Source organism: Pseudomonas fluorescens, assembly GCF_040448305.1.
Classification (GTDB): domain Bacteria; phylum Pseudomonadota; class Gammaproteobacteria; order Pseudomonadales; family Pseudomonadaceae; genus Aquipseudomonas; species Aquipseudomonas fluorescens_BH.
The window spans coordinates 582237-602677 of sequence record NZ_CP148752.1 but is presented as its reverse complement, the minus strand read 5'-3'; the positions used below and the strand labels follow the sequence as shown (position 1 = coordinate 602677).

The following is a 20441-nucleotide window of genomic DNA, read 5'->3' as shown; positions in this document are numbered from 1 at the left end:
ATTCATGCAAGCCGTACAGCGTGAGATTGCTGAACAGCTCAAGGTCCAGCCGCCATTCGCCGACGAAGCCGCCCTTGAGGCCGAAGTCGCCCGGCGGGTGACCTTCATTCAGGACTGCCTGGTCAATTCCGGGCTCAAGACCCTGGTGCTGGGCATCAGTGGCGGCGTCGATTCCCTGACCGCCGGCCTGCTGGCCCAACGTGCAATGCGTGAATTGCGCCAACGTACAGGCGAAGACAGCTACAAGTTCATTGCCGTGCGCCTGCCCTACGAAACCCAGTTCGATGAGCACGACGCCCAGGCTTCGGTGGATTTCATCAAGCCGGACGAGCGCCACACCGTGAACATCGGCCCGGCGGTCAAATCCCTGGCCAATGAAGTGGCAGCCTTCGAAGGCAAACATGCGGTGTCTGTGGACTTCGTGCTCGGCAACACCAAGGCGCGCATGCGCATGGTCGCCCAGTACACCATCGCCGGCGCGGCCAATGGCCTGGTGATCGGCACCGATCACGCGGCGGAAGCGGTGATGGGTTTCTTCACCAAGTTCGGTGACGGCGCCTGCGACCTGGCGCCACTGAGTGGCCTGGTGAAAAACCAGGTCCGCGCCATCGCCCGCAGCTTCGGCGCGCCGGAGTCGCTGGTGGAGAAAGTCCCGACCGCTGACCTTGAGGATCTGTCGCCGGGCAAACCGGACGAAGCCTCCCACGGCGTGACCTACGCCGAGATCGACGCGTTCCTGCACGGCGAGCCGGTGCGTGAAGAGGCGTTCAAGATCATTGTGGATACCTACAACAAGACCCATCACAAGCGGGTAATGCCGTTTGCGCCTTGATTGGTGACTGAATGAAAAAGCCCGCTGAGGAGTGATCCTCAGCGGGCTTTTCTTTGGCCAACACATTTATTGATGCAGATGGCCCATTCGCGAGCAGGCTCGCTCCCACAATTAGACCGCGATCAAATGTGGGAGCGAGCCTGCTCGCGAAGAACGATGACGCGGTGTGCCTGATTACTTCAGGGTCACAGTGCCTTTCATCATCGAGATGTGGCCTGGGAACGAGCAGAAGAACCCGTACTTTTCACCGGCCGCGAGCTTGGACACATCGAAGGTCACCGAGTCGGTTTCCTTGGCGCCGATGATCTTGGTGTGGGCGATCACGCGGGCGTCGCCTTCTTTCAGGTAGTTCTTGTCGATGCCGGCGCTCAGGCCGTCGGTGGCGATCGGCTGCATGTCGGCTTCTTTACTCAGCACCCAGTTATGGCCCATGACGTTCTTCGGCAAGCTGCCGGAGTGCTTGAGTTCCACGGTAAACGTCTTGCAGCTCTTGTCGATTTCAATGGCCTTCGTGTCGAAAGACATCTGGTCGGTGGAGTCGACGGTGACTTTGCACTCTGCAGCCATCAATTGGCTGCTGGCCAGTGTCAACAGGGATACCGCAACAAGTTTGGCAAACATGGTGAATCTCCAAGGCAGGGTTAACGAAATCGCGAATGAACAGAAGACTGCCTGAAAACTTCGCAAGTTCATATGACTTGAATCAAAAATTGTATACAACTTTCGGGCTATGACGCTGATGCAAATTATCTACCGGCCAAGTGTCTGGCCCGGGCCTATCATCTGGCCGTCCCCCTTCAAATGGAACGTCTGTCATGTCGATCAACAGCCTGTTGTGCAGTTTGCTGGCCGCCTACGCTTGCGGCGCCAGCGGTACGTACGAAACCCCGGAACACCAAGTCTAGCCCTTGGAGTGCCGTGCGCCTGCCTTTACTCTGTGGCCCTGATCGACCATGGAGCAAGGCATGTCTTTAACATCCGTTTGTGTATTTTGTGGTGCCAGCACCGGCACCAACCCCGCTTACCGCGAAGCAGCCGTGGCCCTTGGCCGGGCGTTGGCCGAGCGCAAGCTGACCCTGGTGTATGGCGGTGGCGCCGTGGGCCTGATGGGCATCGTCGCCGATGCGGCCCTGGCGGCCGGCGGTGAAGTGATCGGCATCATCCCGCAAAGCCTCAAGGATAAGGAGATCGGCCACAGCGGCCTGACTCGCCTGGAAGTCGTCGATGGCATGCACGCGCGCAAGGCGCGGATGGCCGAGCTCAGCGATGCCTTTATCGCGCTGCCCGGCGGCCTTGGCACCCTCGAAGAACTGTTCGAAGTCTGGACCTGGGGCCAGCTCGGCTATCACGGCAAACCGCTGGGTTTGTTGGAAGTGAACGGTTTCTACAGCAAATTGACGTCTTTTCTCGATCATATCGTCGGCGAAGGCTTCGTTCGCGGGCAGCACCGTGACATGCTGCAAGTGAGCGAATCACCGCAAACCCTGCTCGATGCTCTGGATGCCTGGCAACCGTCCATAGCGCCAAAATGGGCCGAGCAAAAACCCAGCTAACGGCTTGGCACCGATACAGGGCAGAATATGCGCCGCTCAACCTCACCTTCGACCCCAGAGGATCGCCCATGGCCAAACCTAATTATTCCTTCGCCAAACGTCAGAGAGACTTGGCCAAGGAGCAGAAGAAAGAGGAAAAGCTTCAGCGCAAGAAAGCTACAGCTGAAGAAGCGGCACTGAACCCTGAGGGTGAAGTGGCGGCAGAAGACGATGTTGATGCACCGAAAGACTCGGCGCCCGACGCCTGAGAACCTCCGGGCCGGTTGATCTGATCAGGCCCACAGGATCTGTGTCCAGGGTTGGCAGCTTTGCTGCCGACCCTCACAGGCCAATCGAATGACTCCAAAACACCGCAATTCCCTGTGGGAGCGGGCTTGCTCGCGAAAGCGGTTTCACATCCAAAAATGATGTTCCTGACACTCCGTCTTCGCGAGCAAGCCCGCTCCCACATTTGATCGTTGTTAATCCAGTGGCATCACGGTGACGCGCACTTCCGGATCATGGTTCCCGCCCCCCAAAATCACCCCCCGCAACGGCGACACATCGGAAAAATCCCGGCCCCAGGCCAGGGTGATGTGCTCCAGCGCCGGTTGCACATTGTTGGTTGGATCGAAATCCACCCACCCCAGCACCGGACAAAACACCGAGACCCAGGCGTGGGATGCATCGGCACCAATCAGCCGTGGCTGGCCCGGCGGTGGCTGGGTCAGCAGGTAGCCGCTGATGTAGCGCGCCGCCAACCCCCTGGAACGTACGCAGGCGAGCATCAGGTGGGCAAAGTCCTGGCAGACCCCGCGTCGGCGCTCCAGCACCTCTACCAGCGGTGTAGCCACCTGGGTCGCTTCGGCATCGAAGGTGAACTCGCTGAAGATTTTCTCCATCAGCGCCTGCACGCCGAGCAACAACGCTCGACCCGGCGGAAAACAGCTTTGCGAAAACTCGACGAAATTTTTCTTCAAATGCACATACGGCGACTCAAACCGGTATCGGCAGGCTTCGAGCAATTCAGGTGACAGCGGTTGGCTGCTGTAGGTCAGCGCACTACGTGTGTCTTCCCACGCGAGTGACAGATTGAAGTCCAACGCAGGTCGGGGCAGCACTTCTATGGTCAGGCTGGCATTGACCAGCAACTCATCGTGGGGACGCTCGAACGCCAGCCGGGTCAGCGGATTACCGAACACATCCAGTTCATCGCGACGCGAGGTCGGCTCGGGGCTGATCTGCAATTGCTGGTCGGTACAGCGCTGCCAAGCGCAAGGCCGCGGCCACAAATGCGCCAGTTGCTGGGCCAGGGACACCGGGCTGTCGTAGTGATAATGGGTGTCGTGGAAAATCTGGTAATGAGCACTCATCAGACGGACACCGTGCGCTGGCTGACATCATCGACATGGGCGAAATGCCGTAGCGCCAGGCGATCGGAAACTTGCCCGCTGGCGTCGGCGATCTCTTGCAGCAGCGCGGCCAGCCCCTCGATGGCAGCGCGAACACTCGCGTCGCCGAACAGCGGGTTTTCCAGGCAGCCCAGATCGAATCGCGCCAGACGCTCGACCAATTGCGGCAGCGCTGCTTCGCGCGGCACGCCAAAGTCATCGTTGAGGCGTTTGAGGGTGCGGGTCACCAGTTTCAACTGGAACAACACGGCGTGAGGGTTCTGCTCGTCGAGCAATAGCAGGTCGAGCACCGGGATCAGTTGCGCCACCGCCAGGTATCGAGAACGGTAAGTGATGCTGCTGTTGCCCAGTTCCAGCAGCCATTCCAGCCCGGCCTGGTCGAAAGCCCCGGCGCCCCGCAGGAACGCCGCCAGGCTGCCGCTGAGAAACTGCAGGCGCTCGATCCGCCGGCCAATCATCAGGAAACGCCAGCCTTCGTCCCGGGTCATGTCGTCCAGGGCAAAGCCGGACAACGCCGCCAGGGACATCACCAGACGGTTGAGGAAATCCAGCAACTCGCCGAAATCCGGCTCCTCGGTTTCCAGCTCCATGGCTTCGCGCTGCAACTCCACCAGCGCCTGCCAGTTTTCCCGCGAGAGCTTGCCGCGCACCTGCGAAGCGGCCCACTGCAAGCGCTGCAGGTTGGAACGCAGGCTGAACGGCCAATCATCGCCGAGCAACGCCGCCAACAGGCGCTCCGGCAACTCGCCCTCCTCGGGCAGCAGCATCAGCCGTTCGCCGAGATCCACCGCGGCCTGTAGGGCTTGCGGGTCGTCGCCGTCGACATAGCGCGCCAGCATGATGCGCAACAAACGGGCACTGTCGTCGCAACGCTCGCAGTAACGACCGAACCAGAACAGGTTCTCCACCACCCGCGACGGCAGGTACGGATCGCGCCGCACCAGATCATGCACACCGATGTTGCGCTGGGCCTTCCATTGTTCGCCGCTGGGCGCACGCTCTCCCAGCACCCAGGTGTCCTTGCTGGCGCCACCGCGTTGCATCGACACCACTTCGGCATCGGCTTGGGCGGCGACCCGGGTCAAGCCGCCGGGCAAAACCCGATAACCCTCACGGCTGGCCACCGCATACACGCGCATGCCGATCGCACGGGGTTGCAGTTGACCATCTTCGGCTTGCCAGATCGGCGCCTGGGACAATTGTGCGAGTTCTTGCGCCACATAGGCGTATGGCCGAGCCTGCATGCGCTCGGCGAGCTCATGGCGCTGTTTTTCACTCAAATCACGACCAAATACCGGCGTAAAGCTCTGGGACGGAAACGCCGGCTTGATCAGCAACTCCGGCAGTTTCTCCAGGGCCTGGGCCAAAACCGGCGCTTCGCCACACCACCAAGTCGCGATGGACGGCAGGATCAGCTCTTCGCCAAACAGGAATTGATTGATCCTCGGCAGAAAACCCAACAAGCCCGGCGATTCCAGCACACCGCTGCCGAGGGCGTTGGCCACCAGCACCCGCCCCTGCCGCACCGCTTCCAGCAGGCCCGGCACGCCGAGGGCTGAGTCAGTACGCAGCTCCAGCGGGTCGCAGAAATCATCGTCGAGCCGACGCATGATCGCGTGGACCCGACGCAGGCCACTCAGGGTTTTCAAGTAAACCGTGGCGTCGCGCACCGTCAGGTCGCCGCCCTCCACCAGCGGATAACCGAGCTGGCGAGCCAGATACAGATGTTCAAAATAGCTTTCGTTGAAACGCCCCGGTGTCAGCAGCACCACCAACGGCGCGTCCCCGCCACTCGGGGCCTGACGGGCCAAGGTTTCCTGCAAGGTGCGGAAGAACCCGGCCAGGTGCTGCACTTTCAGATCGCGGTACAACTCGGGAAAGGCCCGGGACACAATCGTGCGGTTTTCCAGTGCATACCCGGCTCCCGAAGGCGCCTGGGTACGATCCGCCGTCACCCACCAGCGGCCATCGGGCGTGCGCGCCAGATCCACGGCATAAAGATGCAGAAAGGCTCCGTCAGGCGGGCTGATGCCCTGACAGGGCCAAAGGAAGTTGTTGTGACCGAACACCAGCTCGGCGGGCAAAAGACCTTCGGCAATCAGCCGTTGCGGACCGTAAAGGTCAGCCAGCACGGCATTGAGCAATCGCGCCCGCTGAGCGATACCGGCCGACAACTGTTGCCACTCATCAGCCGCGATGACATGGGGCAGCAGGTCCAGCTCCCATGGCCGGTCCGCGCCCTTGGGGTCGGCATAGACGTTATAGGTAACGCCGTTTTCCTGAATCTGCCGGGTCAGCAGGGCCTGACGCTGCACCAGTTGTGCCGGCGTGCTGCGTTGCAACTGTTCGAACAGCCGGCGCCAGTGCGGGCGCACGGCGCCACTGTCGTCGAGCAGTTCGTGATAGGTGCCCGCTGTCAGCGGGTAGCGGTCTAGCAGGTCAGGCATGGAAAGCTCGGCAGACAGCAATGAAGGGGCAGACTAACGCAGGCTCGTGACGCCCGGATATACGAAAAATCCGAGCGTCGCGGACGGTTTAGAAACGTCGCAAATCGAGTGTCATCGGCAGCTCGTCGCTGATTTCCAGATTGGGTACAGGAAGTTTCCCTGGCGTGTGTCCGATGCGGAAGAAGCGCGCCATTCGCCGGCTCTCCGCTTCATTGGCGTTCACCGGCAAGCTGTCGTAGTTGCGCCCGCCCGGATGGGCGACGTGGTACTGACAACCGCCCAGCGAGCGCTGCATCCAGGTGTCGAGCAGGTCGAACACCAGCGGCGCGTGGACCGGGATGGTCGGTTGCAGGCAGTTAGCCGGTTGCCAGGCACGAAATCTCACGCCAGCGACGAATTCGCCTATACGCCCAGTGGGCTGCAATGGCACCGGAATGCCGTTGCAGGTCAGCAGATAACGCTGGGGCGGCAAGCCGCTGAGCTTGACCTGCAAACGCTCAAGCGACGAATCCACGTAACGCACCGTACCGCCCATGGCGCCCTCTTCGCCCAGCACGTGCCAGGGCTCGAGCGCCTGGCGCAACTCCAGCGCAATGCCACTGACGGTGTAGTCGCCAACCTTGGGGAAACGGAACTCCAGATGCGCGGCGAACCATTCGGCCCGCACCGGATAACCGGCGGCGTTGAGGTCGACGATGACATCGGCGAAGTCTTGCTCGATAAAGTGCGGCAACAGGAAACGATCGTGCAGCTCCGTGCCCCAGCGCGCCAGTTTCGGCGGTGCATAGGGCTCGCGCCAGAACCGCGCGACCAGCGCCCGCAGCAACAATTGTTGCGCCAGGCTCATGCGCGCATGGGGCGGCATTTCGAACGCACGCAACTCCAGTAATCCGAGGCGCCCGGTGGCACCGTCCGGCGAATAGAGCTTGTCGATGCAGAACTCGGCGCGGTGGGTGTTGCCGGTCACATCGATCAGCAGATTGCGCAGCAGTCGATCCACCAGCCATGGCGGACATTCTTCACCCGCTTCAGGCATCTGCGCGAAAGCGATCTCCAGTTCGTACAAGGCATCGTTGCGCGCTTCGTCGACCCGCGGCGCCTGGGACGTCGGACCAATGAACAATCCGGAAAACAGGTAGGACAAGGACGGATGGTTATGCCAGTAGCTGATCAGGCTACGCAGCAGATCCGGGCGACGCAGAAACGGTGAGTCCCCCGGTGTTGCGCCACCCAGCACGAAATGGTTACCGCCGCCCGTGCCGGTATGCCGGCCGTCGATCATGAATTTCTCGGTGGTCAGCCGGGTCTGGCGCGCTTCTTCGTAGAGGAATTCGGTGCGCTCGACCAATTCATCCCAGGTCGCGGACGGCTGCACGTTGACCTCGATCACCCCCGGATCCGGGGTGATGCGGAAGTTGCTCAGACGTGGATCGCTCGGCGGCTCATAGCCCTCCAGCAACACCGGGCACATCAGCTCCTGCGCGGTGGCTTCGATGGCAGCGACCAGTTCGAGGTAATCCTCGACCCGCTCCAGCGGCGGCATGAACAGATACAACCGGCCTTCCCGCGCCTCGGCGCAGAAGGCGGTACGGGTCAGCCAGTCGGCGGATTCGTCGATCTTCGGTGCGCGCTCTTGTACCTCGGCAGCTTCGCTTTGGCTTTGCAGTTGCGCGGTGTCGGGCAGCGGCGGGAAGTCTTGATTCGGGTCCTGCGGATGGATGAACGGATATTCCGCCGTTTTCACCCAAGGCTGCGAACCCAGCGGCAAGCGATAACCCAGCGGCGAGTCTCCCGGCACCAGTCGGCAGTGCTCGTCGCGCAGATACCAGCGGCCGCTCTGCCATTGGTCGCCCTTGGCGTTGCGCGCCAGCGGCAGGACCTGGCCGATGACCTTGTCCAAACCTTGACTGAAAACCTTGCGCAGGCGCTCACGCTCCAAAGGCTCTTCCAGACGCGAGTCTTCGGCGCTGACGTTTTGCGGCAGCATTCCTTCGCGCCAGAGGTAATAGAAATTGTCTTCGTAGGCTGGGAACACAAAGCGTGTCGGAATCTTCAGGCGTTCGGCGACACTCGCCAGAAAACGCCCGGCCAGCGCTCCGTCGGCACCATAGTCTTCCTGCTCGTCGGCGATCAGCGCGCTGTTGTGCCAGATCGGCACGCCGTCACGGCGCCAGTAGCAATTGAGCGACCAGCGCGGCAGTTGCTCGCCGGGGTACCACTTGCCCTGCCCGAAATGCACCAGCCCCTGGGGCGCGTAGTGCTTGCGCATGCGCTGGAACAGTTCGGCGGACAACCGCCGTTTATCCGGCCCCAGTGCCGCGGTATTCCACTCGGCGCCGTCCGGGTCATCAATGGACACAAAGGTCGGCTCGCCGCCCATGGTCAGGCGCACATCACCCTCCAGCAAGTCGGCATCGATCTGCCGGCCCAGTGACTGGATCGCCAGCCACTGGTCGTCGGTGTAGGGCTTGGTGACCCGTGGTGCCTCCCAAATCCTCTCCACGGACATTTCGTGGCTGAACTCGCACTCGCAGGGTTCAACCAGGCCACTGATCGGCGCCGCAGAGGACGGATCGGGACTACAGGCCAACGGAATGTGTCCTTCACCGGCAAACAGCCCGGAGGTCGCATCCAGGCCGATCCAGCCGGCGCCGGGCAGGTACACCTCGCACCAGGCGTGCAGGTCGGTGAAATCCACTTCGGTGCCGGACGGACCGTCGAGACTTTTGACGTCGGCGGTCAGCTGGATCAGGTAGCCCGACACAAAACGCGCCGCCAGCCCCAGGTTGCGCAGCAGTTGCACCAGCAACCAAGCGGAGTCGCGGCACGACCCGGAGGCCTGCTCGAGGGTGTGTTCAGGTGTTTGTACGCCGGGCTCCATGCGGATCAGGTAATCGATGTCTTCGCTCAAACGCTGGTTGAGTGCGACGAGAAAGTCCACGGCGGGCAACGGTGTACGGTCGATGCCGTCCAGGTAGGCCTTGAACTTCGGCGTCAGGGGAAGGGTTTCCAGGTACGGCGCCAGCTCCTTGCGCTCATCCGCGGCATAGGCGAAGGGGATCTTTTCCGCGTAGGGTTCGAGGAAGAAGTCGAACGGATTGAAGATCGCCATTTCTGCCAGCAGATCGACCTCGATTCGCAACTCCTCGGTTTTCTCCGGGAACACCAGCCGCGCCAGGTAATTGCCCTGAGGGTCCTGCTGCCAGTTGATGAAGTGCTGTTCGGGGGAAACTTTCAACGCATAGGACAGAATCCGCGTGCGGCTGTGGGCGGCGGGACGCAGGCGAACGATCTGCGGGCCGAGCTCGACAGCGCGGTCATAGCGGTAATGCGTGATGTGGTGCAATGCGACATGAATCGACACGGCGTGCCTCCTGCGAGCCTTAAGCGTATGGGAAAGCGCGCAAGACTTATGCCATCCAGCAGTGCTGGCGCTTTCTTTGATTGCTTGAGGCAGTACAGCACCAAAATCGGGCGATGCAGGAAAATGGTTTGGCGTAGGTGCACGTAAATGTGGCGACCAACCAAAAATTGGTTGGTAGTTCCGGCCTCTTCGCAAGCAGGCTCGCTCCTACAGGGGGAATGCATTTCATTGTAGGAGTGAGCCTGCTCGCGATGAGGCCAGCAGCTCCAGTACATTTTTCAAGCCTTGAATGCAGAACGCCAACCCGAAGGTTGGCGTTCTGTTCAGCTCAAGCGCGGCTTAGCGCGGCACGACCGGTTTGCGGGTCGGCTTTGGTCCCTTGCCTTTGGCCGCGTCCTTGCGCTCCTTGGCCGCCTGCTGGTTGCGGGCGAACGCCGCAGCCTTGGCCTGTTCGCGCTTGTCCCACGGGTTGCCGCCATCGCTGGCACGCGGCGGCAGGCCGGTATGCTGGGTCAGGATCTTGGTGGTCTTTTCCCCTGCAACCTTGTGGCTGCCGGCCGGCGTCGAATTCTTGCGACGGGCGCTCTGATAGCTGTCAGTCGACGGCTGGTGCAAAGGAATCAACTGGTTCTTGCCCGGCCCGATCAGGTCGGCGCGGCCCATGCGGGTCAGTGCCTCACGCAGCATCGGCCAGCCTTTCGGGTCGTGATAACGCAAGAACGCCTTGTGCAGACGACGCTGCTCTTCGCTCTTGACGATGGTCACCGCGTCACTCTTGTAGGTGACCTTGCGCAGCGGGTTCTTGCCCGAGTGGTACATCGCGGTGGCGGTGGCCATCGGCGACGGGTAGAACGCCTGCACCTGGTCGGCACGGAAGCCGTTACCCTTGAGCCACAGGGCCAGGTTCATCATGTCTTCATCGGTGGTGCCCGGGTGGGCGGCGATGAAGTACGGAATCAGGTACTGCTCCTTGCCCGCTTCCTTGGAGTACTTCTCGAACATGCGCTTGAACTTGTCATAGCTGCCGATGCCCGGTTTCATCATCTGGTTGAGCGGACCTTCCTCGGTGTGTTCCGGGGCGATCTTCAGGTAACCACCGACGTGGTGGGTCACCAACTCTTTAACGTACTCCGGTGACTCGACCGCCAGGTCATAGCGCAGGCCGGAAGCGATCAGGATCTTCTTCACGCCCGGCAACTCACGGGCGCTGCGGTACAGCTGGATCAGCGCCGAGTGGTCAGTGTTCAGGTTCGGACAGATACCAGGGAACACGCACGATGGCTTGCGGCACGCGGATTCGATTTCCGGGCTCTTGCAGGCGATGCGGTACATGTTCGCAGTCGGGCCGCCGAGGTCGGAGATCACGCCGGTAAAGCCCGGGACCTTGTCACGAATCTCTTCGATTTCGCGAATGATCGACTCGTGGGAACGGTTCTGGATGATCCGGCCTTCGTGCTCGGTGATCGAGCAGAAGGTGCAGCCGCCGAAGCAGCCACGCATGATATTCACCGAGAAGCGGATCATGTCGTAGGCCGGGATCTTCTCCTTGCCATACGCCGGGTGCGGAATGCGCGCATAAGGCATGCCGAACACGTAGTCCATTTCTTCGGTGGTCATCGGAATCGGTGGCGGGTTGAACCAGACGTCGACTTCGCCGTGCTTCTGCACCAGCGCACGGGCGTTGCCCGGGTTGGTTTCCAGGTGCAATACGCGGTTGGCGTGGGCATAAAGCACCGCATCGCCACGGACTTTTTCAACCGACGGCAAGCGGATCACGGTCTTGTCGCGGGTCATGCGCGGGCTGGCCAGGATCTGTACGACCTTGGCTTCCTGCGGATCCTCGACCGGCCCCTTTTCCTGCTCGATGGCGCAGGCCTGGGTGTCCTGGGTATTCACGTACGGGTTGATGATCTTGTCGATCTTGCCCGGACGGTCGATGCGTGTGGAGTCGACTTCATACCAGTCTTTCGGCGTGTCACGACGAATGAACGCGGTGCCGCGCACGTCGGTGATGTCTTCGATCTTGTGACCGAACGACAGACGCTGGGCGACTTCAACGATTGCTCGCTCGGCGTTGCCATAAAGCAGGATGTCGGCGCAGGCGTCGATCAGGATCGAATTGCGGACACGGTCTTGCCAGTAATCGTAATGCGCGATGCGGCGCAGGGATGCTTCGATACCGCCGAGTACGATCGGCACGTGCTTGTAGGCTTCCTTGCAGCGCTGGCTGTAGACCAGGCTGGCGCGGTCCGGCCGCTTGCCGGCCAGGCCACCCGGCGTATAGGCATCGTCGGAACGGATTTTCTTGTCCGCGGTGTAGCGGTTGATCATCGAGTCCATGTTGCCGGCCGCGACACCGAAGAACAGGTTCGGCTCGCCGAGCTTCATGAAATCGTCTTTGGACTGCCAGTTTGGCTGGGCAATGATCCCGACGCGGAAGCCCTGGGACTCCAGCAGCCGGCCGATGATCGCCATGCCGAACGACGGGTGATCGACGTAGGCATCACCGGTGACGATGATGATGTCGCAGGAATCCCAGCCGAGCTGATCCATCTCCTCCCTGCTCATGGGCAGGAACGGCGCTGGCCCGAAACATTCGGCCCAGTACTTGGGATAGTCAAATAACGGCTTGGCTGCTTGCATGTCGATAACCGGTGTTGGCTTTCATTGAATTTCGCGGGCGCGGAATATAGCACAAATTTTGACCAATTCCGACGGCTATGGTCGGAAATTGGTGGAACCCCATTCGCGAGCAGGCTCGCTCCCACAGGTTCAATGCAATTCCTGTGGGAGCGAGCCTGCTCGCGAAGAGGCCCGCACAGTCGCTACAACTTACTCGTCGTCGTCGAAGTTATAGCTACCCGGCGCCAGGTTCTCGAAGCGAGTGTACTTGCCGATGAACGCCAGGCGGATAAAGCCGATCGGCCCGTTCCGCTGCTTGCCGATGATGATTTCGGCGATGCCTTTGTGCTCGGTTTCCGGGTGATACACCTCGTCGCGGTAAACGAACATGATCACGTCGGCGTCCTGCTCGATCGCTCCGGATTCCCGGAGGTCGGAGTTGATCGGCCGTTTGTTCGGCCGCTGCTCGAGGGAGCGGTTGAGCTGGGACAGCGCCACCACCGGGCAGTTGAACTCCTTGGCCAAGGCTTTCAAGGAACGCGAGATTTCAGAAATCTCGTTGGTTCGGTTGTCGCCGCCGGAACCTGGAATCTGCATCAACTGAAGGTAGTCGATCATGATCAGGCCGATCTCACCGTGCTCACGCGCCAGACGCCGGGTGCGCGCACGCATTTCCGACGGGCTGATACCGGCGGTGTCGTCGATGAACAGCTTGCGGTCATTGAGCAGGTTCACCGCCGAGGTCAGGCGCGGCCAGTCGTCATCTTCCAACTGACCGGAACGCACCTTGGTCTGATCGATCCGACCGAGGGACGACAGCATACGCATGATCAGCGATTCGCCTGGCATCTCGAGGGAATACACCAGAACAGCCTTGTCGCTACGCAGTACGGCGTTTTCCACCAGGTTCATCGCGAAGGTGGTTTTACCCATCGACGGACGACCGGCGACGATGATCAAGTCAGCCGGCTGCAGGCCGCTGGTCTTTTCATCAAGGTCGGTGTAGCCAGTGGACAGGCCGGTAATGGCGTTGTCAGTGTTGAACAGCGTGTCGATGCGATCGATGGCCTTGGTCAGCAAATCATTCACACCCACCGGGCCACCGGTTTTCGGCCGGGCCTCGGCAATCGCGAAGATCTGGCGTTCCGCTTCGTCGAGGATCTCCTCGGCAGTGCGACCTTCCGGGTTGAAGGCGCTGTCGGCGATCTCGGTGCTGATGCCGATCAGTTGGCGCAACGTCGCGCGCTGACGGACGATCTGCGCATAAGCCTTGATGTTGGCGACGGACGGCGTGTTTTTCGCCAGTTCGCCAAGGTAACCGAGGCCACCCACCTGAGACGTCTGACCTTCCTTGTCCAGTTGTTCGGCAAGGGTCACGACGTCAATCGGGGAGTTCTGATCGGCCAGTTTGGCGATCGCACGGAAGATCAGGCGGTGGTCATGTCGATAGAAATCGCCGTCGGAGACTTGATCGAGCACACGCTCCCATGCGTTGTTGTCCAGCATCAGACCACCGAGTACAGCCTGTTCGGCTTCGATGGAATGCGGCGGCACTTTCAGCGCGGCGGTTTGCAGATCGTATTGCTCAGGAGCGGAGATATCGTTCATGGCCACTTGAAATTGGAGGAATCAGAAAGACAAAGGGCACGACCTGTAAACAGGATCGTGCCCGATGTTACCGGCAAGCACCCGAGGGTGCCAGCCGACAAGTGCTGCTTAAGCTGCTACCACGACAACGCGTACGGTGGCTTCAACTTCGGCGTGCAGGTGCACGGCTACGTCGAATTCGCCTACGTTGCGGATGGTGCCGTTCGGCAGACGAACTTCGCTCTTCTGCACTTCAACGCCGGAGGCGGTCAGTGCGTCAGCGATGTCGTGAGTACCGATCGAACCGAACAGCTTGCCTTCGTCGCCAGCGGTGGCAGTGATGGTCACTTCCAGCTCGGCCAGTTGGGCAGCGCGGCTTTCAGCCGACGATTTACGATCTGCTGCTGCTTTTTCCAGCTCAGCACGACGCTCTTCGAACGCAGCCAGGTTGGCTGGGGTCGCAGCGGTAGCTTTGCCGTAAGGCAGCAGGTAGTTACGACCGTAACCAGCCTTAACGTTCACTTTGTCACCCAGGTTGCCCAGGTTGGTGACTTTTTCCAGAAGGATCAGTTGCATGTGAAAATCCTCTTAACTTTTAACCTTCACCGTTCGCGTTATCGGCATCTTTCGGTGCCGAACGACCGCGAAAATCAATCAGGCTGTCGACGATGGCCAGGACCACCAGCAACGGATAGATCAGTTGCATGAACAGCAACAGCGTCACGTACAACCCCACCAGCCAGAACCTGGCCAGTCGCTTCTGCGCCACCAGCCCGTGAATCAGGGCCAGCCCGGCGAACACCAGCGGTACACTGCACAACGGCGTCAACATGGCCATCTGAGGACCGATGTTCGGCCCCAGAAGCATGCACGCCAGCAGCAACATCGCCGGCAACAGCGGGATGCGGATGGCGCGAAACTCGCGACCAAAACCGCCCGGGTTGTACAACAACGCCTGCCAGTAGCGCCCGACAAGCAGGCTCAGCAAGCTGACGATTTGCAACAACGCCGCAATCAGGCCGGTCAGGACCGGTGCAATCAGGGACGCGAAACGCGCTTGTTCGTCTACCGACAACTTCTGGTAGACATCACCGAGTAGCGACGGCATGACTTTGATCAAAGCCTGCGCCAGCATCTCGATCTGGGGAGCAAAAGCTGTCCCCAACACCACTGAAAACACCACTCCCATCGCTATGCTGACCAGCAGCACGCGGTTCCAGGACTCGCTTGCGCGCAAAACCAACGCAAGGCTCGCAGACCCCAGCAGCACCAGAAGTGCCCGTGGGTCGTCGGAGTAAAGCCACCAGGCCAATGCCGGCAGCAGTCCCAGAGCAAGAACGCCCAGGGCGTCCCTCAATCCGCGCCGCAAGAGCACAAGGCATCCGGCGGCAGCACCCAACCAATACAACAACGGCATCGCCGCGCATCCAGCCACTACCAGAGTGGCCTGCACACGGCCGCGCATGATGAACTCAGCTATGGCCCGCATGCATTCAATCCTTTGCTACGTGTCGACTGCCCGGTCTCAGCGGCCGTGGCTGTCGGTGTAGGCCAGCAGGGCCAGGAAGCGGGCGCGCTTGATAGCGGTGGCCAGCTGACGCTGATAACGAGCTTTGGTACCGGTGATGCGGCTTGGAACGATTTTGCCGGTCTCGGATACGTAGGCTTTCAGAGTGTTGAGATCTTTGTAATCGATCTCTTTCACGTCTTCAGCGGTGAAGCGGCAGAATTTACGACGACGGAAGAAACGTGCCATGTAATTGGCTCCTTAAAAGGTCCGTGGATTACTCGTCAGCGTTATCGCTGTTGTCGCTGTCATCACTATCAGCGCTTTCAGCGCCTTCGTGCTCAGGACGGTCGCGACGCTCACGGCGCTCACTGCGGTTTTCTTCAGCCTTGAGCATCTCGGACTGGCCGGTAACGGCTTCGTCGCGACGGATGACCAGGTTACGGATCACTGCATCGTTGTAGCGGAAGTTGTCTTCCAGCTCGGCCAGGGCCTTGCCAGTGCACTCAACGTTCAGCATCACGTAGTGAGCCTTGTGAACATTGTTGATTGCGTAGGCCAGTTGACGACGGCCCCAATCTTCCAGACGGTGGATTTTGCCGCCGTCTTCTTCGATCAGCTTGGTGTAACGCTCAACCATGCCGCCGACTTGCTCGCTTTGATCCGGGTGGACCAAAAAGATGATTTCGTAATGACGCATGAATGCTCCTTACGGGTTGTAGCCTGCCGCTCAAAAGCGGTCAGACAAGGAGTGAATGACACTTATGGACTTGCGGACGCTAGACACGTTGGTGCCTGCCATCACAGCAAGGGGCGCAATTGTAGAGAAGGGGCGAGGGAGGCGCAAGGTAATTGGTGATTATTTGAACAGCCACCAACTCATGCCACACCACACAACACTGTGGGAGCGGGCTTGCTCGCGAATGCGGTACGACATTCAACATCTTTGCTGAATGTTACTCCGCTTTCGCGAGCAAGCCCGCTCCCACAGGGACTGCAACTGGATCAGGACTTCTTGGCAGCAGCCTTGGCTTTGACACTGCGCTGACGCTGCGCTTCGAACAGGCATACACCCGTCGCTACGGAAACGTTGAGACTGCTGACGCTACCGGCCATCGGCAGGTTCACCAGGTAGTCGCAATGCTCGCGGGTCAGGCGACGCATGCCCTTGCCTTCGGCGCCCATGATCAGGATGGTCGGGCCGGTCAGGTCCTGGTCATACAGGCTGACCTCAGCTTCACCGGCCGTACCGACAACCCACAAGCCGCGCTGCTGGAGTTTCTCCAAGGTGCGCGCCAGGTTGGTCACGGCAACCAGCGGAATCACTTCCGCCGCACCGCAGGCGATTTTTCGTACAACCGGAGTCAGGGTCGCTGACTTGTCCTTCGGCACGATCACTGCTAGCGCACCCGCCGCATCGGCGGAACGCAGGCAGGCGCCGAGGTTGTGCGGATCGGTCACGCCATCGAGCACCAGCAACAACGGCGCGCCGTCGGTGCGATCGAGCAGCTCGTCGAGCATCGCCTCGCCCCAGACCTGGCTCGGACTCACGTCCGCGACCACACCCTGGTGCACGCCTTCAACCCAGGCGTCCATTTCGCGGCGCTCGGCCTGGCCGACCTGGACCCGGTTTTCGTTGGCCAGCTCGATCAGCGTCTGGACCCGAGGGTCATTGCGACCTTCGGCCAACCAGATCTGCTTGACGCGTTTCGGGTGGTGACGCAACAACGCTTCTACAGCATGTACGCCGTAGATCTTTTCCAACTGACTCATGGCTTGGCCTTAGGTTTACGCGCCCCGCCACTCTTGGCTGGAGCCGAGCCCGCTTTTGGCGGACCTTTACGATGCTTGCTCGGTTTGGCTGGCTTGCCGCCGACGGCCTTGTCAGGCGTCGACCGACTGGTCTTTCCCCCAGACGCCGCTTTACCGCCGCTTTTCGCACCGGCGAGCAACGCCTGTTTCATTTCACGACTTTTGCGCACTTCGGCGTTCTTCGCCGCTGCATCGCTCGGGCGATAGGCTTCTACAGCCTTTTCCTTGGCAGGACGACGACCGGTTTTCGCCGGGGCCGGTTCTGCTTCGACTTTCGCTGCAGGTGCTGCGCTTTCGGTGCCGCGTTTTTTACGGCCGATCGGCGCGCTGATGGTTTTTTCGGCCATCTCGAAGTCGATCTTGCGTTCGTCGAGGTCGACGCGCATGACCCGCACGTCCACGGTGTCGCCCAAGCGGAAGCTACGACCGGTACGCTCACCGGCCAGGCGGTGGTGCACAGGATCGAAGTGGTAGTAATCGCCCGGCAGCGCGGTGACGTGCACCAGGCCTTCGACGTAGATATCGGTCAGCTCGACGAACAGACCAAAACCGGTCACGGCAGTGATCACACCCGGGAACGATTCGCCCACGCGATCTTTCATGAACTCGCACTTGAGCCAGTTCACCACGTCGCGGGTCGCTTCGTCGGCACGGCGCTCGCTCATCGAGCACTGCTCGCCGAGTTGCTCCAGGGCCGCTTCGTCGTACGGATAGATGCGTGCTTTCGGAATGGTCATCGCACCTGCGCGGCGAACGTGCGGGGTGTTCTGCTTCGAATGGATCACACTGCGAATCGCCCGGTGCGTGAGCAAGTCCGGGTAGCGGCGGATCGGCGAAGTGAAGTGGGTGTACGCCTCGTAATTCAGGCCGAAGTGGCCCTGGTTGTCGGCGCTGTACACCGCCTGGCTCAACGAACGCAGCATGACGGTCTGGATCAGGTGGAAATCCGGACGATCCTTGATACCGGCCAGCAGTGCCTGGTAATCCTTCGGCGACGGACCGTCCTTGCCTTTGTGCAGGGACAGGCCGAGCTCGCCGAGGAACGCGCGCAGCTTTTCCAGACGCTCCGGTGGCGGGCCATCGTGAACGCGGTACAGCGCAGGGATTTCGTGCTTTTTCAGGAATTCGGCGGTGGCCACGTTGGCCGCCAGCATGCATTCCTCGATCAGCTTGTGCGCATCGTTGCGCACGGTCGGACGAATTTCGGCGATCTTGCGCTCGGTACCGAAAATGATCCGGGTTTCCTGAGTTTCGAAATCGATCGCGCCACGTACGTGACGGGCCGCCAGCAACACCTTGTACAGCGAGTACAGCTGCTTGAGGTGCGGCACCACATCGGTGTACTCGCCACGCAACTTGCGAGCTTCGGTGGCTTTCGGCGTTTCCAGCATGGCACTGACCTTGTTATAGGTCAGACGCGCATGGGAGTGGATGACCGCTTCGTAGAAGCAGTAGTCGGTCATTTCGCCGGATTTGGAGATGGTCATCTCGCAAACCATGGCCAGGCGATCGACTTGCGGGTTAAGCGAGCACAAACCGTTGGACAGCTGCTCAGGCAGCATCGGAATCACGCGCTCGGGGAAGTACACCGAGTTGCCGCGAACCTGCGCTTCGGCATCCAGCGCCGAACCGAGCTTCACGTAGCTGGATACGTCGGCGATCGCCACGTACAGCTTCCAGCCGCCCGAGAACAGGCGCAGCTTGCCCGGACGGGCTTCGCAGAAGACCGCATCGTCGAAGTCGCGGGCATCTTCGCCGTCGATGGTGACGAACGGCAAATGGCGCAAGTCGATGCGCTTCTCTTTGTCTTTCTCTTCGACTTCCGGCTTGAGCTTGCCGGCTTCCTTGAGCACGGCGTCAGGCCAGACGTGAGGAATGTCGTAGGTGCGCAGGGCGACATCGATTTCCATGCCCGGCGCCATGTAGTTGCCCACGACTTCAACCACGTCCCCTTGCGGCTGGAAGCGTGGCGTCGGCCAGTGAGTGATCTTCACTTCGACGAACTGACCGATCTGCGCGTTGGCGTTACGACCCGGGGTCACCAGCACTTCCTGCTGGATCTTCGGATTGTCGGCAACCACGAAACCGATGCCGCCCTCTTCGAAGTAGCGGCCGACGATGGTTTCGTGAGCGCGGGAAACCACTTCGACGATCATGCCTTCGCGACGACCACGACGGTCCAGGCCGGATACCCGGGCCAGGGCACGGTCACCATCGAACACCAGGCGCATCTGCGCCGGGCTCATGAACAGGTCGTCACTGCCGTCGTCCGGCACCAGGAAGCCGAAGCCGTCGCGGTGACCGCTGATGCGACCCAGGATCAGATCAAGCTTGTCCACCGGCGCATAAGTGCCGCGACGGGTATAGATGAGTTGAGCATCGCGCTCCATGGCGCGCAGGCGGCGGCGCAGGGCTTCGATCTGGTCTTCTGTGGTCAGACCAAACTCTTCGACCAGTTGCTCGCGGTTAGCAGGCGAACCTCGATCAGCAAGATGCTGAAGGATCAATTCGCGGCTAGGAATAGGGTTTTCATATTTTTCCGCTTCACGAGCGGCCTCGGGATCGAGGGACTGCCAATCGGCCATTAGAGAGTTTTCACCTTGTCTATATGCGGGTTAGTTTGGCATAGGCGTAATGAAACGGGAAATTTCAGGCTAAGACGACCCATCTAAAGCCCTGTATCGACACCGCAAAGCTGTTTTGAAGACCGCTGGCGAAATTTTCCAGGTTTTTTTGATGTCGGGGGTTTACAGTTAAAAAGACGCTCCGTATAGTGCGCGCCATCGACGACGGACAACGTTGCCGATACTGCCCAGATGGTGAAATTGGTAGACACGCCAGCTTCAGGTGCTGGTGACCGCAAGGTCGTGGAAGTTCGAGTCTTCTTCTGGGCACCAATTTCGAGCTTGAGATTAGTTCAATTTCAAAGCTCACACAAAAACCCGCGAAAGCGGGTTTTTGCATTTTTGACCACTGGTTTATTATTTTTAGAATCAGGGGTTTACAGATCAGAATGCTCTCCGTATAGTGCGCCACATCAACAGCGGCAACGCTTGCGATGAATGCCCAGATGGTGAAATTGGTAGACACGCCAGCTTCAGGTGCTGGTGACCGCAAGGTCGTGGAAGTTCGAGTCTTCTTCTGGGCACCAATTCAAATTCAAGGTTACGACCTTGGATTTCACAAAAACCCGCGAAAGCGGGTTTTTGCGTTTCTGGCCTCCGAAAAACACCCCACCCTCTTCTGTAGGAGCGAGCTTGCTCGCGATGCACTCGAGAACAGCACTTGTTCTCAGACAGAACGCGCCATCGTTCACGCCCATCGCG

Annotated in this window: 15 protein-coding genes and 2 tRNA genes; 5 read left to right on the top strand and 12 right to left on the bottom strand. The window is 60.3% G+C overall.

Annotated elements, in window-relative coordinates; genetic code table 11:
• The first annotated feature begins 4 nt into the window (after nt 1-4).
• Complete coding sequence (nadE, locus tag WHX55_RS02650) at nt 5-832, top strand: ammonia-dependent NAD(+) synthetase (RefSeq protein ID WP_353741985.1); 828 nt, start codon at nt 5-7, stop codon at nt 830-832.
• A 174-nt stretch (nt 833-1006) separates the two neighbouring features.
• On the opposite strand, the gene azu is transcribed toward nadE, so the two are convergent.
• Nucleotides 1007-1453: an azurin gene (azu, locus tag WHX55_RS02645; protein ID WP_015093240.1), complete on the bottom strand. Its 447-nt coding sequence runs from the start codon at nt 1451-1453 to the stop codon at nt 1007-1009.
• Between the two features lie 344 nt (nt 1454-1797).
• Here azu and WHX55_RS02640 point away from each other — a divergent pair, with 344 nt between their 5' ends.
• The gene (locus WHX55_RS02640) at nt 1798-2385 is read left to right on the top strand and encodes a TIGR00730 family Rossman fold protein (RefSeq protein ID WP_057397746.1); all 588 of its coding nucleotides are present in this window, start codon (nt 1798-1800) and stop codon (nt 2383-2385) included.
• Nucleotides 2386-2453: 68 nt separating this feature from the next.
• Nucleotides 2454-2633: a hypothetical protein gene (locus WHX55_RS02635; RefSeq protein WP_007973286.1), complete on the top strand. Its 180-nt coding sequence runs from the start codon at nt 2454-2456 to the stop codon at nt 2631-2633.
• Nucleotides 2634-2846: 213 nt separating this feature from the next.
• Here the strand turns inward: WHX55_RS02635 and WHX55_RS02630 are convergent, their stop codons facing one another.
• The 11 genes from WHX55_RS02630 to rnr form a co-directional block, all read right to left on the bottom strand.
• Nucleotides 2847-3737 carry a transglutaminase family protein gene (locus WHX55_RS02630; RefSeq protein ID WP_150755822.1) on the bottom strand — a complete coding sequence of 297 codons (891 nt, stop codon included), beginning with the start codon at nt 3735-3737 and terminating at the stop codon, nt 2847-2849.
• Nucleotides 3737-6223 (bottom strand): circularly permuted type 2 ATP-grasp protein, encoded by a 2487-nt coding sequence (locus tag WHX55_RS02625; RefSeq protein WP_150756738.1) that lies wholly within the window; start codon nt 6221-6223, stop codon nt 3737-3739. Before WHX55_RS02625 ends, WHX55_RS02630 begins: the two co-directional genes overlap by 1 nt.
• Before the next feature lie 88 nt (nt 6224-6311).
• Nucleotides 6312-9587, bottom strand: a complete 3276-nt coding sequence (locus WHX55_RS02620; protein ID WP_353741984.1) for a transglutaminase family protein — start codon at nt 9585-9587, stop codon at nt 6312-6314.
• A gap of 339 nt (nt 9588-9926) precedes the next feature.
• Nucleotides 9927-12230: a YgiQ family radical SAM protein gene (locus tag WHX55_RS02615; RefSeq protein WP_150727873.1), complete on the bottom strand. Its 2304-nt coding sequence runs from the start codon at nt 12228-12230 to the stop codon at nt 9927-9929.
• A gap of 189 nt (nt 12231-12419) precedes the next feature.
• On the bottom strand, nt 12420-13817 hold the full coding sequence (gene dnaB, locus WHX55_RS02610; RefSeq protein WP_095056358.1) for a replicative DNA helicase: 1398 nt from the start codon (nt 13815-13817) through the stop codon (nt 12420-12422).
• A 108-nt stretch (nt 13818-13925) separates the two neighbouring features.
• Entirely contained in the window at nt 13926-14372 is a 447-nt protein-coding gene (gene rplI, locus WHX55_RS02605; RefSeq protein ID WP_034149636.1) for a 50S ribosomal protein L9, read from the bottom strand.
• A gap of 19 nt (nt 14373-14391) precedes the next feature.
• On the bottom strand, nt 14392-15285 hold the full coding sequence (locus tag WHX55_RS02600) for a hypothetical protein (RefSeq protein ID WP_150727874.1): 894 nt from the start codon (nt 15283-15285) through the stop codon (nt 14392-14394).
• A gap of 36 nt (nt 15286-15321) precedes the next feature.
• Nucleotides 15322-15552, bottom strand: coding sequence for a 30S ribosomal protein S18 (gene rpsR / locus WHX55_RS02595; RefSeq protein WP_002551829.1), 231 nt, complete (start codon nt 15550-15552; stop codon nt 15322-15324).
• 28 nt (nt 15553-15580) lie between these two features.
• On the bottom strand, nt 15581-16003 hold the full coding sequence (gene rpsF, locus WHX55_RS02590; RefSeq protein WP_008048087.1) for a 30S ribosomal protein S6: 423 nt from the start codon (nt 16001-16003) through the stop codon (nt 15581-15583).
• Nucleotides 16004-16308: 305 nt separating this feature from the next.
• The gene (gene rlmB / locus WHX55_RS02585) at nt 16309-17076 is read right to left on the bottom strand and encodes a 23S rRNA (guanosine(2251)-2'-O)-methyltransferase RlmB (RefSeq protein ID WP_007973273.1); all 768 of its coding nucleotides are present in this window, start codon (nt 17074-17076) and stop codon (nt 16309-16311) included.
• On the bottom strand, nt 17073-19700 hold the full coding sequence (rnr, locus tag WHX55_RS02580) for a ribonuclease R (protein WP_353741983.1): 2628 nt from the start codon (nt 19698-19700) through the stop codon (nt 17073-17075). Before rnr ends, rlmB begins: the two co-directional genes overlap by 4 nt.
• Nucleotides 19701-19925: 225 nt before the next feature.
• Here rnr and WHX55_RS02575 point away from each other — a divergent pair.
• Both WHX55_RS02575 and WHX55_RS02570 read left to right on the top strand, forming a co-directional pair.
• Nucleotides 19926-20012, top strand: a tRNA-Leu gene (locus WHX55_RS02575).
• A gap of 167 nt (nt 20013-20179) precedes the next feature.
• Nucleotides 20180-20266, top strand: a tRNA-Leu gene (locus WHX55_RS02570).
• Nucleotides 20267-20441 lie beyond the last annotated feature (175 nt).